The following is a 12806-nucleotide window of genomic DNA, read 5'->3' on the forward strand; positions in this document are numbered from 1 at the left end:
TGCAGCCGATGGGCGAGTTGACGGAAGAAGTAAGCAAGGGAGACACGATATATGTGATCACCACAGAATGGATAGAAGGCCACGCGGGTATGACGGAATATGTGATGTGTAATACAGCGGAGGGCTCGCGCTAGCTGTGGGGCGGATTTACGGAATATGATATGACCGATGAAGCGGAGCGTATGACGACGGGCGGCGGAACGTTTACGATCACCACGTACTGCCCATGTGAGGTATGTAACAGCGGATATAGCGGCACGGCAACAGGTACGCCGGTCATACCTGGACGGACGGTCGCGGTAGACCCTGAGATGATTCCGCTGGAGACACATCTATACATCGAGGGCATCGGCTGGCGTGTCGCGGAGGATACGGGCGGGGCAATCAAGGGAAACATCATCGATCTTGCTGTTTCAGGACACGGCGAATTTGACAAATTCAGCGCGCAGGTTTGGTGGTAAATCAAGGAAGCGCCCCCCGGCTTGGGAGCGCTTCATATAAGGAAGAAAATGAAAAGAAAAAATCATATTGTTTATGATTTTATGATAAGACATCTATGTGAATAAACGGTGTTAATTTAATGAAGAAATTGTTAACAAACGTAATAAAATTGTAAAGCAGGTAAAATATGCAGAAAATCGAACGGGAACTATACAAGTATGGCGATCTTAAGGAACAGGCGCGAGAGATCGAGGAAGATATCAGGGAGTTTGCGGCGAAGAAGGTGGAGATCGTGGATAGCATGCTGCGCGCGCCCATGATGGATCGTGTGCGGGTACAGGGAGGCCAGCCGAGCGACCCGGTATATGACGTGGTGGAAAAGCTAGTGGACGTATATGACGCGCAGATTGCAGAGGCGTCGGCGCGGTTAAAAGAGATATATACGCAATATGAGCGAATGAAGGAACGTATTGTGTTGGCGGGGCTTGATGAATATGAGCGGCGGTATATCAAACGGCGGTATGTGGACAGGATATCGCATATGGCGGTAGCGAGCGAAATCGGTTATTGTGAGCGGCAGTTGAGCCGTATCCGTGCATCTGCGTTGAAAAAAATTACAGGCAAAAGATGAAGCCGATGTCTTGGAATGTCCGGTCGGCGTCCTACAATGTCCGGCGGTGTAGTGGTATGATGGTAGTGTGGAGAAATGGGGAAGCGCACAGTTTGTGTTGCATAAGAAGGGAAGCAGGAGTAAATAATACAACTCTGGTTTGGAAATCCCCTGGAAGGTTTAGAATGAAAATATAAAGAAAGCAAAGAAGGAGGCGTTTTAAAATGGCTGAAAAAACGGAACCGGGCGAGTTTGTAGACGAAGAAGCGGTGGTGCTTACAAATCCGGCTGATGATGAGAACAATTTTTTGGATAATGGCGTGTCGGAAGGGTTTGACCGCTTTGACGACAGCGACGACAGTGGTAAATAAGTAAGGCATAATCAATCGTGAGGCCGTCCGAAAGGGCGGTCTTTTGTTTGCAAAAAATAGGGAGGAGAAAAAATATGACGGACAGGCAAAAGAGGTTTTGCAGTGAATATTTGAAGGATTTGAATGCAACACAGGCGGCGATCCGCGCGGGATACGCACCCAAATATGCGGACAGAAGCGCATCTAATACCATGAAAAATGAGGAAGTGCGTGCTGAGATACAGCGCGCGCTTGATGCCGTGGATAAAAATAATATTGCACAGGCAGAGGATGTGCTTGAATACCTGACAAAGCTGATGCGCGGGGAGATATATGAGGAGAAGATTGTGATCGATGAGGAAACAGGTGATGAGATGGTACTACGTCAGCCTGTGAAGGTCGCGGATCGTACCAAGGCTGCAGAGCACCTTGCGAAGCACCATAAGATGCTGACGGACAAGGTGGATATTGCGGGAGGTGTGGATGTTCGCGTGGAACTTGACGGCGAGATCAGGGAGTGGGCAAGGTGAGTCGATGAGAAGTGATGCGAGAGGGATTGCCTCTGAGGAAACCCTCCTGGGGAGCAAAATGATTTTAAAAATACAAAAGCCGTATCCCAAACAGGTACGGTTTTTTGAGAGCACGACACGTTATACGGCCTATGGAGGTGCGCGTGGCGGTGGGAAAAGCTGGGCGGCACGCACCAAGGCTATCCTGTTGGCGCTGCGCTATGCAGGATTGCAGATATTGCTTTTGAGGCGTACATTGCCAGAGCTGCGGGAAAACCATGTCAACTTCCTGCAAAAGCAACTGAAGGATGTGGCACGCTATAAGGAAACAGCCAAGGAGTTTTTGTTCCCTAATGGCAGTCGCCTAAAGCTTGGATACTGCGATAATGAGCGCGACGTACTGCAATACCAGGGGCAGGCGTACGACGTGATCTTTATGGAGGAAGCGACGCAGTTCACGGAGTTCCAGTTCCAGACTTTAACGGAATCCAGCCGCGCATCGGGGATGTGTGTCCAGCCGTTTGAGCCGCGAATGTATTTTACATGTAACCCGGGAGGCATAGGGCATACGTGGGTCAAACGGCTGTTCATCGACAGGCTATACCGCGGGAGCGAGCGGCCGGAAGACTATACGTTTATACAGTCACTGGTGTATGAAAATGAATTTTTGATGGAGCACTCGCCGGAGTATGTGCGCACACTGGAAAATCTGCCGGAGGAACGCAAAAAGGCAATGTTATACGGCGATTGGGATGTGTTTGACGGGCAGTATTTTTCAGAGTTTAAGCGCGATGTACATGTGATAAAGCCGTTTGTAATCCCAAAGCACTGGCGGCGATATGTGACGCTAGATTATGGCTTGGATATGCTGGCATGCTACTGGATTGCGCTCGACGAGAAAGAAAACGCATATATATACAAGGAGATTTACGAAAGCAACCTCGTGGTGACGGATGCGGCGAAAAGGATTGCGGAAATGACCACCGAATCGATATACGCATATTACGCGCCGCCTGATTTATGGAACAGGCACAGCGACACCGGCAAAAGTACGGCGGAAATATTCTGTGATTGCGGTATTATGTTGGTGAAGGCGCAGAACGACCGCGTGCAGGGCTGGTACAATCTGCACGAATGGCTGCGCACATATGGGGATGAGCAGGGCAAGCTAACGGCACACCTAAAAATGTTCGATAACTGCCGCAACCTGATCCGCACGCTGCCCGCGCTGCAATACGATGAGAAGAACCCTAACGACTGCGCACGTGAGCCACATGAGTTGACACATGCACCGGATGCGATCCGCTATTTTATTGCAGGGCGGCCGTTGTGTGCTGCGCCGGTAATGCAGGAAAAAGTGCGCAGGACGGCATGGGACGACCAGATGGACGAGATCGTCGCGTTTGGGCGGTAGGGCAGTGTCAGGAAATGTCTGCCCGGTGTCCGACAATGTCCAATGCGGGTGTGGTAAGATGATAGTGTGAAAAAGTATGAATACAGGAAGTGCGGGAATGCGCTTCTTTTTTTATGCAAAAAAATAGAAAGGAAACAAAGAAATGGAAGTTTTAGGAGTGATTGTAGGGATGGTATTGGCTTTTTTGCTGGGGGCGTACGTCAGGAAGCCATTTGTTTGGACGCGCAAGACGCCGGAAAGGCCGCCGGTCGAGCAGCAGGAGGAGCCCGGCGAACGCAAGCGGGATAAGGTCACACAGCTCAATAACCTTTTGAGCTATACGGGCAGCGTACAGGCGGAAGAAGATTTCGAAAATTAAAACACAGGGGGAAAAGAAAAATATGAAGATCAAAAAGAAGGCAAGCGAGATATGGGCGGAATACCAGCGCGGTATTTCCTATAATATGGGGATCGGGCTTTATAAAAATGTGGAGCGCAACAACAATTTCTTTAATGACAAGCAATGGGAAGGCGTGAACGCGCCAGACCTGGATAAACCGGTGTTCAACTTTTTGAAACCTGTTGTCTCTTATTATATCGCTATGCTGATCAGCGATGATATTGCGGCGAATATCGAACTTGCAGGCGGTAGCGACGCGCTGGAAAAATACGGGCGCAAAAAGACAAAGATCACAATGAAGAAGATGGGGCAGAGCAGTGAGGCGGTTATGGGGATGCCGGGTGAAGCGCCGCCGGTGATGCCGGGTCTGCCGGGCGGACCGGAGCCCGGAATGGAGACGCATGAGATGGAAATCGGCGAGATGATGCCTAAAATTCTCGCACAGGAGATCGACAACATCATCGAACGCACGAACATGAAATTTAAGAACCGCAAGATGATCCGCAACTGTGCTGTGGATGCGCTCAAGTCTAATGTGAAATGAGAAGGATGGAAGGAGCAATTATGGCAATTCAGGATTTGAAATTCAATGAAGGGGAATTTGCGGGGAAAGACGTGGCAAGCCTGCCGGACAATCCGTCGGTGGAAGGTATTTCTGCGACGCAGTTAAAGGCGCGGTTCGACAATATCGCAAAGATGATGATCGCGCTTGGAAAGCACAATGAATTGATTGACGCGCTTGTTGCGGGAACAGGCGCGGGAGAGATCGGGAATGTCGAGATAGCGGGCGTATCCGGCACGGATGTACAGGCGACGCTTGAGGGATTGAAGGCTCTTAGCGACGGGAACAAGACGGAGCTTCTGGCGCGCATCGACGAGCGTATCCCCAAAACAGATATCGTACAGATGCGCGGGCGGTCGAAAGAGCAGGTCATGAGCCAGAAGGCGGTGACAGACGCAATTGACGCGGGTGGCGGAGGCGGCGGAGGTGGCAGCGGGGAGTTTGAGCCGGTCGGCTGCATGAAATTCTTCGCGGGCGAAGCATTACCTGACGGGTATTTGTGGTGCGACGGGGCGAGCTATCCGAGCAACGGTGTATATGCAAAGCTATTTGGTATTGTTGGCACGACGTACAATCAGTCGGGTGATGCGGCGGGTACCTTCCGTGTGCCGGATATGCGCGGGCGCGTGGGTGTTGGCAAGAACGCGGAGACGTTTGACGCGGTTGGCAAGACGGGGGGAGAGGAGAAACATACGCTGAGTGTGGCGGAGATGCCGGAGCATAATCTCAGGCAAGTGGTTGTTGCGGGCAAGGCGAACGGAGCAGCGGGGACAAAGAGCGCAGCCGGAATCACGAATGGAGATATTGGGTTTTCCAACACCATGCAGGTCATCGATAGTGAATGGACGAACAAGATCGGTGGAAATCAGCCACACGAAAACATGCCTCCCTATCTTGTATGTAACTATATCATCAAATTCGACCGTAGCTATGAGCAGATCGGCGTGACTGCGCCGCCGGTGATCTGGGAGATCAAGCAAGCAGACTGGCAGGTACACGCGCCGGGGGGCTATGTGTTGAACATTCCTGAAAGCGAACACAGGCGGGGGGAGCATTGCGTATTGACCGCGCTTTACGACACGACAGAAGCGGGCAAATTGAAGGCCGTGCTGTTCGAGATGGAAAAGAACGAAACAGGTGACATTACGATTTATTCAGACACGGCATTCCCCGGCAAGGCATACATCGACAGGGTATATCTCATTCCTGCCGGGCGTGTGCTTTCGGTGAACGGGCAAACGCCGGACATGGATGGGGATGTAGACATTTTTAGCAAGGTATCGCCATCCATAAATATGTGGCAGCGGCGCAATGGGTGGGTCAGGTTGGCAATCATGGCGAGCGGTATGACTCTTGCGCACGGAGATATCTTTGCACAGATCGTCGGGGATAGCGGACTGGTAAATGCGATTGCCTTTGTGGGGACGTGTATGGGTACAGACGGCGTAACGCGACAGTGTATTTTTAACGTGAACGCCAGCGGGCAGATATCGGCGCGTAATGACAATGCGGTAGTCATGAGCAGGGTTGCGTTTGATGTGACGCTGCCCGCGTTGAATGTTTAAACAGAGGAGGAAAGAACAATGGAAAAGGATTTTCAAAAGATGTTTGAAGAAGGACTCGCCAAAAGCGGAACCGGATATGACGAACAGATCAAAGGATATGAGCAATCTCAGGCAGCGGAAACGGCGGCATTGGAAACACAGCGTGCAAATCAAGAAAAAAAGTTACAGGCAGAGCGGCAAGGTTCGCATCAGGACGCATATGTCTCAAAGCGTATGGCGGAGAAAAACATGCCGCAGCTTTTGGCGGCACAGGGGATCACAGGGGGAATGGCAGAAACGACAGCTTCTAATGTTTTTAACGATTACCTGAAATCGAAAACAAAAGCAGACGGTATCTATTCGTCTGCAAATAGCGAATTACAAAACAGTTTTATGACAAATAATGCGAACCTGCAAACAAAGTACGCACAACTTTTGAGTGAAGCACGCCAAAAGCAACGTGATGACGCATTTGCAAAAATGCAGTGGGCGTATCAAGCAAAAAATGAGGAGGAAGACCGCGCCGAAAAAAAGAAACAACAAGAAATTGAAGCGTGGGCGAAGGCTTCAAAGGGCGGCAGTGGAGGTAGTGCCGGTAGGCATAGTATAGCGCAAATCCAGCAACTCCTGAACAACATGGGCTATAACCTTTCTGTAGACAACAAATGGGGTCCGAACACGGCAACCGCAGTTAGACATTTCCAGATCAAGAATGGGCTTAGCATGGACGGTATCGTTGGTTCGAACACGTGGGCTGCATTAAACAGGTGAAACCTTAACATGAAGATGGAGGAACGATATGTTTGAGTATATCATTGAGTATCATTTACAGTTCAGCAGGGAGTTAAGACCTCGCCGGACGACTAAAAGAATACTGTTGCATCACACATCCGGTGGCGATGCGGAGACCGTTTCCGGTATTCACGTATACCATTTGTCAAAGGGGCACAAAGGAATCGACTATAATATTTGCGTGGAAAAAGACGGTACTGTAGCGTGGGGGCGCGGCCTTGCCTATTGTGGCGGATCGGTCAACAATTCGGCAGCAGGGACAAAGGGCATGAACGACGACTCGGTAGCGATCGTTGCGTTGGGTGATTTTGAGCACGACCGGATGCCGTATGCACAAAAAGAGGCGTTAAAGCGCGTGGCACGGGATGTTGCGCAGTATTACGGATTGACGGAGGTCAAGGGACACAATGAAGTTGCTGGTCGCGGTTATACGGACTGCCCCGGCAGATATTTCCCGCTGGACGAGGTGCGGGAATATGTGTCCGGCAGCCGCGAAGAAGAAGCACAGGCAACGAAGCCCGAAACAAATGTTCCTGAGCTAAAGCGCAACTTAAAGATGGTGTCTCCGCTGATGCGCGGCGGGGACGTGCAGGCGGCGCAGAATCGGCTTGCATATCACAAGGCGCAGCCGGGTAGTATTGACGGGCTATATGGCGAAAAAACGCGGGTGGCAGTGATCAGGTTTCAGCGCGCGCGTATTGCGGAGGGGTATGACCTCGGTAGCGCGGGCGCGGATGGCGTTGTCGGGCAAAAGACATGGGCTGTTTTGTGGCAAGGATGAAAGGGGAATGAAAATGAAAAAAATTAATTGGAAGGTACGGGTAAAAAGCCCGCAGTTTTGGATCGGAATACTGGGCGTGATCGCATCGCCGGTGTTGGCGTACTACGGTCTTTCGTATGCGGATATGACGACGTGGGAGAGCATAGGGAACATACTCGGCCAGTTTTTCACCAATCCGTTTTTGATCGGAACAGTGGTAATGGCGGTGCTTTCGTTCATTGGTGTGCTCAGTGATCCGACGACGAAGGGTCTTTCTGACAGTGAGCAGGCGATGGAGTATAAGAAACCGAAGGAGTAAGGACATGGACATCATAGGGGAACTCATCACAGAGCAGGCGGTCGGCGCGTTGTTTGCAGCAGCCACGGGTCTGCTTGGTTTTTTGTGTGGTACGTTTGCAAAGCGCGCCAAAAAAGCAAAGGACGAAGAGACAGCCATTAAAGCGGGCCTCGTTGCGCTTTTGCGCACACATATCATACAGGAATGTGATAAGTGCACAGACAGGGGATATGTGCATTTGTATAACCTGGAAAATGTGAACGATATGTACGAGGTGTACCACAATTTGGGCGGAAACGGTACGATCACAGGAATGGTGCAGGTATTGAACAAAATGAAGCGTGGATGAGGCATATGGCTGCGTGGGAAAATGGAACAGGGAAATCTGCACACAAGAAGAGATCGACGCACTATAAGAAACCAAAATCTATTTAATAAAAAAGGGAGAAGAAACAATGAGCAAAGAGGAAACAAGAGAAGCGATGGCAACAGAGGAGGCAGCAGCAATGGACGAATATATGAAAAAATCGGACTATGCTGCAGATGGAAGTATGGTGAAACTGGCAAGCGTGGCCAAGCTTGCGGAAGACGCTACAAATGCATTCAAATTAGGAGGGAAAAATGCGCTGGATTTTGCGCAGAAGACTGATTTGGAAAATGTGCAGAAAACAGCGATCAATGCGCAGACAAGCGCATTACAGGCACAGGAAACAGCGAATAAAGCACTGGATAAAGCGGATGGTGCGTTAGGGATTGGTAGCGAAGCAAGGATCGTCGCAGGGGATGCTTATACAAAGGCAGATCAGGCAAAGAGGACGGCAGAGGCTGCACAGGTGGGGCTTGCGGGAAAGGTCGACACGATAGACGGCAAGGGGCTTTCTGCGAATGATTACACCAGTGAGGAGAAAGCGAAGCTTGTGGGCATCGAAGCAGAGGCAAACAAATACGTGCATCCGCAAAGCCATCCGGCAGGAATGATCGACGGGCTACCACGCTTAAACAACAGGTGTATTAGTGACAATCCGTTCTTCAATATTTGGCGCAGATGGTCCGATTTTTCGTTGCCTGTGGGAGACGCAATGACGTATACTGCTGATCGATGGTATATGAGGAATATATGTGGCAGCGCACTGACGGCAGGCTCGATAGAATCAATCGAGCGCATAGCGCCGACTATAGCTGGCTACGAGCATTCGTCAAATATCCTTAATGGCATGAACATCAAGACAACCGGGGCAGGTAGTTATCGGTTGGGGCAGTTTAAGCCATGGAAAGAAGTATCCGAAAAGACGGTTGTTGTAAAAGCGCTGATCCCGCAAAATTGCACTATGCGTATTTTTGCCGCAAATGATGTGGAAGCCTCGACTGTTTTTCAGGGCGACGGAACAGAAAAAATTTTCACAGCAACTTTTTGTGGGAATACTGTACACAAAGACAATGGCATAAACATAAGCGCGGGAAACGATTATCTGAATTTTGAAATAGAAATCAATGCATCGGGAGCATCAGACGTAAAGATATTTTATTTCGCATGGTTTTATGGGAAGAACGCCGCATACGATTTTGGCATCTACGATATCGACATGGGATCACAGTTTTGGGAAGCTGAGCGGTACTACGCCATATTAGCGGAACAGAACACCAATACGGCGTGGGGGGTACATAACATACGGACAACAATTGAGAACAAAGCATCACTACTCATCCCGGCACGAAGACCACTGCGCGCGACGATTCCTCTGGTTGTAAGACACGGAACAAATCTGACAAATAGTTGGGGAAGACTAATGACATCATTGCCAAGGGCGGGAGTCAGCGGCAGTTGGCTTATTCGTGATGTTACATATTCAAATACGGCATATACGCGAGATAAGCATTTGGTGGTGGTGGAGGTTGAGCCGGGCACAACGTGGGCAAACACAACGTACAGTACATCATATTTGATCGACACGCTTGGGGCGCGCCAGATTGGGCTCGACGCCGAGATTTATTAATACAGCCTCGGTGGCAACGGCACGATCACAAGCATGGTGGAAGGATTAAATCAAATAAAGCGGCGGTAAGATGTCCGCAGGGTGAAAACAATGAAAAGGAGAAAAGAAATGAGCAACGAAGAAACAAGGGCAACGATCATTTCAGGGGAGGATGTCGTTCTTGAAAATTACACAAAACCAGTAGAGACGGGTGCGGTGCTGGCAACCGACAACGTCAATCAGGCGATCGGGAAGCTGGAGCGCGGAACAGATCAGTATATGAAGAAAGCAGACTATTGTTTGAAGGAAAATCCTGGGGTAGTAAATCAGGCATATGAAACGGAATATGCGTTATTTGCAGAAAAACTGACGAATGAGGACAGGAAAATCTTGTTGGATGCAGACGATGTGGCAGCGATACGCACAACGGCGAACAGCGCAATGGGCAAGGCAAGTGAGGCGATCGTGGGGCTTGCGGGCAAGGTCGACACGATAGACGGCAAAGGGCTTTCCTCAAATGATTACACGAGTGAGGAAAAGGCAAAGCTTGAGGGGATCGAAGCGGGGGCAAACAAATATGAACATCCTGCGACTCATCCTACAAGTATGATCGTCGGGCTGCCCAATGTGGAGCAGAAAACGGGAGCTTCCGTGACGGATGTGATGAGCCAGAAGGCGGTGACGGATGAAGTCGATACTTGTATGGAGGCTGTCGTAAAGGTACAGAATATTGCAAACAATGCGATGCCAAAAGTGGGAGGGCATTTTTCTGGAAAGGTAAACGGACCTTCGTTTGCGACGAACGCTGTAGAAATAGGGGTGGAAAACCTCGTAGCTCATAGATTGCGGTTTACGGGTCAGGCAGGGGGGGGCGGAATTAGGTGCGGATGCATACGGCGTGCTTTGCTCTTTTGCTACCCATGGATTTTACAGTAAGGGGTTGGATAATACTTGGAAACCCATATATGCTGAAAAATTCAATCAACAATCATCCAAGCGATACAAACGGGACATCGAAGACATGGAAGAAAAAGATGCGTATAAGCTGCTTGACGCAAGACCGGTTTCATTTCTTCCGTTATGTGTTGAAGATGGGCAACGTAGGATTGGATTGGTCGCAGAAGAAATGTATGAACTATTTCCCAATCTGGTATCTAAGGATATAGAAGGAAAAATACAAGGGCTTGATTACGCTTCTCTTACCGCGCCAATTATCAAATTATGCCAGATGCAGCAAAAACAGATTGATGTTTTAACGACCCGTATCGAATTGCTGGAGAAAAAATAACCAATTCGATTCAAAACAAAACTCCCCGTAACCATATGGTTACGGGGAGTTTTTGGTACACCCTCAGGGATTCGAACCCTGGACACCCTGATTAAGAGTCAGGTGCTCTAGCCAACTGAGCTAAGGGTGCACATGCGTTGGAACGATGGAGCGGGTGATGGGAATCGAACCCACGCAGCCAGCTTGGAAGGCTGGAGCTCTACCATTGAGCCACACCCGCATGTATAAAAGGAACGATCTCTTGCACGGTACGTTCGTCAGGAAGCCATCGGTTTTCCGAGCGACAACGCGATGGAAAACAACCTTGAGCCAAGAGAGCCCGCGAGAGAAGTGCAACTTCTTTCGCGAAGGGAGCGGAGCGACCGCAACCCGGTATGGAGCGGGTGATGGGAATCGAACCCACATAGCCGGCTTGGGAAGCCGGTGCTCTACCACTGAGCTACACCCGCAAAGCCCAACTAAGTGGGTTTTGTAACAATGGAGCGGAAGACGAGATTCGAACTCGCGACATTCGCCTTGGCAAGGCGACGCTCTACCACTGAGCCACTCCCGCATGGTACTATTTTAAACTTGGTGCGGGCGAAAGGACTTGAACCTTCACGCCTAAGGCACTAGATCCTAAGTCTAGCGCGTCTGCCAATTCCGCCACGCCCGCTTAAGTGCCGCGTCCGTAACGCGCAAAAATTATTATATAGATTTTTCATAAAAATGTCAAGCAAAAAACACAGAAAAAGAGATGTCAGGCCATGCGCAAACCAGAACATTCTTGTTCAAGCTTTGCCTTACGCTCCTTCCAGTCGGGCATATTTGCCGCAAGGAAAGAACGAAACTCCGGCCCGTGGTTGGGATGGATCAGATGAATGAGCTCATGCAATACGACATATTCAATACAGTCTGCAGAGGCGCACATCAAATAATAATTCAGACGGATCGTACGTTCGCTGCTGGTACAGCTACCCCATAATGTCTGCATCTTGCGCACCTTTACAAGCGGCTTGCGGTCGTCTTCCTCACCGCACACAAGAGGATACCACTTATCAACAAACGTCGAAAACATTTCGGCAGCCTGCTGCTTCCACCATGTTTCAACGACTTCCTTATGCTTCCCCGGATCGGTACAAAAAACCGTAATATTGTTGCCGTTCAAAGCAACGCCCGTACGGCGGTCTTTTACGACCTCAAAGGCGTATTCACTGCCCAAAAACTGCATTGTATTCGGATTCTCAGCTTTCTGGAAATTACGGATATGGCTTTCGATCCATCCTTTTTTGGAATTGACGAATTCATAGATGCGGGATTCCGCTGTTCCGTAAGGCGCGCTCACACAAACACGGCCGTCGCGACATACGCGCAGCCGGATATTTTTCATCGTCTTTTTGCTGACTGTGATTTGGATCGAGCTCCCGTCAGATAAATTGATTTTCATAAATACCTCTCCATACTATTTCAGTATAGCACAAAATGCTTGTTTTTGCATGAAAAAAGAAGCTTTCGCGAGGAAAGCTCCAAATGTCTTGCACAAAAGCCAAAATTATTGTTAATCCTTGTCTGGCTCGGGCAGGCTCTTACCAAGTGCATCAAGAAGCGCGGAAAACTCATCTTCCGGCATGGGGCGCGCATACAAAAAGCCCTGTACGATAATATCATAGCCGATCTTCTTTAAGAAATCCGCCTGTGCCGTGGTCTCTACACCCTCGGCAACAACAGTGATCTCCAACTTGCGCGCCATGTCCTCAATACTCGAAATGACAATCTTTTCGCGGTCACTGTCGAGGCGCTGCGTAAAGAAACGTTTGTCGAGCTTGATCACGTCGACGGGCATCGTACGCAGCAGGTTGAGAGAAGAATAGCCTGTGCCGAAATCGTCGATTGTTAGGCGGAAGCCT

At 49.8% G+C, this 12806-nt stretch carries 17 protein-coding genes and 5 tRNA genes; 15 read left to right on the plus strand and 7 right to left on the minus strand.

Features of this window, described 5'->3' with window-relative positions; genetic code table 11:
• Positions 1 to 161 precede the first annotated feature (161 nt).
• From VB081_RS02775 to VB081_RS02845, 15 genes are all read left to right on the plus strand, one after another.
• The gene (locus VB081_RS02775) at positions 162 to 461 is read left to right on the plus strand and encodes a 3D domain-containing protein (RefSeq protein WP_323399328.1); all 300 of its coding nucleotides are present in this window, start codon (positions 162 to 164) and stop codon (positions 459 to 461) included.
• Between the two features lie 167 nt (positions 462 to 628).
• Positions 629 to 1072: a hypothetical protein gene (locus VB081_RS02780; RefSeq protein WP_323399329.1), complete on the plus strand. Its 444-nt coding sequence runs from the start codon at positions 629 to 631 to the stop codon at positions 1070 to 1072.
• Between the two features lie 203 nt (positions 1073 to 1275).
• On the plus strand, positions 1276 to 1422 hold the full coding sequence (locus VB081_RS02785) for a hypothetical protein (protein WP_323399330.1): 147 nt from the start codon (positions 1276 to 1278) through the stop codon (positions 1420 to 1422).
• A 74-nt stretch (positions 1423 to 1496) separates the two neighbouring features.
• Positions 1497 to 1931 (plus strand): terminase small subunit, encoded by a 435-nt coding sequence (locus VB081_RS02790; RefSeq protein WP_323399331.1) that lies wholly within the window; start codon positions 1497 to 1499, stop codon positions 1929 to 1931.
• Between the two features lie 58 nt (positions 1932 to 1989).
• Positions 1990 to 3324, plus strand: a complete 1335-nt coding sequence (locus tag VB081_RS02795; protein ID WP_323399332.1) for a phage terminase large subunit — start codon at positions 1990 to 1992, stop codon at positions 3322 to 3324.
• Between the two features lie 142 nt (positions 3325 to 3466).
• Positions 3467 to 3682 carry a hypothetical protein gene (locus VB081_RS02800; RefSeq protein WP_323399333.1) on the plus strand — a complete coding sequence of 72 codons (216 nt, stop codon included), beginning with the start codon at positions 3467 to 3469 and terminating at the stop codon, positions 3680 to 3682.
• Positions 3683 to 3704: 22 nt separating this feature from the next.
• Positions 3705 to 4247 carry a hypothetical protein gene (locus VB081_RS02805; RefSeq protein WP_323399334.1) on the plus strand — a complete coding sequence of 181 codons (543 nt, stop codon included), beginning with the start codon at positions 3705 to 3707 and terminating at the stop codon, positions 4245 to 4247.
• A gap of 20 nt (positions 4248 to 4267) precedes the next feature.
• On the plus strand, positions 4268 to 5830 hold the full coding sequence (locus tag VB081_RS02810; protein WP_323399335.1) for a phage tail protein: 1563 nt from the start codon (positions 4268 to 4270) through the stop codon (positions 5828 to 5830).
• Positions 5831 to 5848: 18 nt separating this feature from the next.
• The gene (locus VB081_RS02815) at positions 5849 to 6580 is read left to right on the plus strand and encodes a peptidoglycan-binding domain-containing protein (protein ID WP_323399336.1); all 732 of its coding nucleotides are present in this window, start codon (positions 5849 to 5851) and stop codon (positions 6578 to 6580) included.
• Between the two features lie 28 nt (positions 6581 to 6608).
• Positions 6609 to 7382, plus strand: coding sequence for a peptidoglycan recognition protein family protein (locus VB081_RS02820; RefSeq protein ID WP_323399337.1), 774 nt, complete (start codon positions 6609 to 6611; stop codon positions 7380 to 7382).
• A gap of 13 nt (positions 7383 to 7395) precedes the next feature.
• Entirely contained in the window at positions 7396 to 7680 is a 285-nt protein-coding gene (locus VB081_RS02825) for a phage holin (protein ID WP_323399338.1), read from the plus strand.
• A 4-nt stretch (positions 7681 to 7684) separates the two neighbouring features.
• A complete protein-coding gene (locus tag VB081_RS02830; RefSeq protein WP_323399339.1) occupies positions 7685 to 8008 on the plus strand; it encodes a hypothetical protein in 324 nt (107 codons plus the stop codon).
• A gap of 106 nt (positions 8009 to 8114) precedes the next feature.
• Positions 8115 to 9653 (plus strand): hypothetical protein, encoded by a 1539-nt coding sequence (locus VB081_RS02835; RefSeq protein ID WP_323399340.1) that lies wholly within the window; start codon positions 8115 to 8117, stop codon positions 9651 to 9653.
• Between the two features lie 108 nt (positions 9654 to 9761).
• Positions 9762 to 10568: a hypothetical protein gene (locus VB081_RS02840; protein ID WP_323399341.1), complete on the plus strand. Its 807-nt coding sequence runs from the start codon at positions 9762 to 9764 to the stop codon at positions 10566 to 10568.
• Positions 10531 to 10920, plus strand: coding sequence for a tail fiber domain-containing protein (locus tag VB081_RS02845; protein WP_323399342.1), 390 nt, complete (start codon positions 10531 to 10533; stop codon positions 10918 to 10920). Before VB081_RS02840 ends, VB081_RS02845 begins: the two co-directional genes overlap by 38 nt.
• 53 nt (positions 10921 to 10973) lie before the next feature.
• Here the strand turns inward: VB081_RS02845 and VB081_RS02850 are convergent.
• The 7 genes from VB081_RS02850 to VB081_RS02880 all read right to left on the minus strand — a co-directional run.
• Positions 10974 to 11050, minus strand: a tRNA-Lys gene (locus VB081_RS02850).
• A 16-nt stretch (positions 11051 to 11066) separates the two neighbouring features.
• Positions 11067 to 11140, minus strand: a tRNA-Gly gene (locus VB081_RS02855).
• Positions 11141 to 11295: 155 nt separating this feature from the next.
• Positions 11296 to 11369 (minus strand) — tRNA-Gly (locus VB081_RS02860).
• 29 nt (positions 11370 to 11398) lie between these two features.
• Positions 11399 to 11473: transfer RNA gene (locus VB081_RS02865), tRNA-Gly, on the minus strand.
• Positions 11474 to 11491: 18 nt separating this feature from the next.
• Positions 11492 to 11575 (minus strand) — tRNA-Leu (locus VB081_RS02870).
• 84 nt (positions 11576 to 11659) lie between these two features.
• Positions 11660 to 12346: a M48 family metallopeptidase gene (locus VB081_RS02875; protein ID WP_323399343.1), complete on the minus strand. Its 687-nt coding sequence runs from the start codon at positions 12344 to 12346 to the stop codon at positions 11660 to 11662.
• 111 nt (positions 12347 to 12457) lie between these two features.
• On the minus strand, positions 12458 to 12806 hold a 349-nt coding region (locus tag VB081_RS02880), incomplete at its 5' end, for an EAL domain-containing protein (protein WP_323399344.1).

Source organism: Christensenella sp. (genome assembly GCF_034927525.1).
Lineage (GTDB): Bacteria > Bacillota > Clostridia > Christensenellales > Christensenellaceae > Christensenella.

What these genes read in the sequence shown, in the direction of transcription:
- VB081_RS02835 (WP_323399340.1), top strand. Translation starts at nt 8,115, where the DNA reads ATGAGCAAAGAGGAAACAAGAGAAGCGATGGCAACAGAGGAGGCAGCA.
- VB081_RS02795 (WP_323399332.1), top strand. Translation starts at nt 1,990, where the DNA reads ATGATTTTAAAAATACAAAAGCCGTATCCCAAACAGGTACGGTTTTTT.
- VB081_RS02815 (WP_323399336.1), top strand. Translation starts at nt 5,849, where the DNA reads ATGGAAAAGGATTTTCAAAAGATGTTTGAAGAAGGACTCGCCAAAAGC.
- VB081_RS02775 (WP_323399328.1), top strand. Translation starts at nt 162, where the DNA reads ATGACCGATGAAGCGGAGCGTATGACGACGGGCGGCGGAACGTTTACG.
- VB081_RS02820 (WP_323399337.1), top strand. Translation starts at nt 6,609, where the DNA reads ATGTTTGAGTATATCATTGAGTATCATTTACAGTTCAGCAGGGAGTTA.
- VB081_RS02805 (WP_323399334.1), top strand. Translation starts at nt 3,705, where the DNA reads ATGAAGATCAAAAAGAAGGCAAGCGAGATATGGGCGGAATACCAGCGC.
- VB081_RS02790 (WP_323399331.1), top strand. Translation starts at nt 1,497, where the DNA reads ATGACGGACAGGCAAAAGAGGTTTTGCAGTGAATATTTGAAGGATTTG.
- VB081_RS02800 (WP_323399333.1), top strand. Translation starts at nt 3,467, where the DNA reads ATGGAAGTTTTAGGAGTGATTGTAGGGATGGTATTGGCTTTTTTGCTG.
- VB081_RS02780 (WP_323399329.1), top strand. Translation starts at nt 629, where the DNA reads ATGCAGAAAATCGAACGGGAACTATACAAGTATGGCGATCTTAAGGAA.
- VB081_RS02785 (WP_323399330.1), top strand. Translation starts at nt 1,276, where the DNA reads ATGGCTGAAAAAACGGAACCGGGCGAGTTTGTAGACGAAGAAGCGGTG.
- VB081_RS02825 (WP_323399338.1), top strand. Translation starts at nt 7,396, where the DNA reads ATGAAAAAAATTAATTGGAAGGTACGGGTAAAAAGCCCGCAGTTTTGG.
- VB081_RS02810 (WP_323399335.1), top strand. Translation starts at nt 4,268, where the DNA reads ATGGCAATTCAGGATTTGAAATTCAATGAAGGGGAATTTGCGGGGAAA.
- VB081_RS02840 (WP_323399341.1), top strand. Translation starts at nt 9,762, where the DNA reads ATGAGCAACGAAGAAACAAGGGCAACGATCATTTCAGGGGAGGATGTC.
- VB081_RS02830 (WP_323399339.1), top strand. Translation starts at nt 7,685, where the DNA reads ATGGACATCATAGGGGAACTCATCACAGAGCAGGCGGTCGGCGCGTTG.
- VB081_RS02875 (WP_323399343.1), bottom strand. Translation starts at nt 12,346, where the DNA reads ATGAAAATCAATTTATCTGACGGGAGCTCGATCCAAATCACAGTCAGC.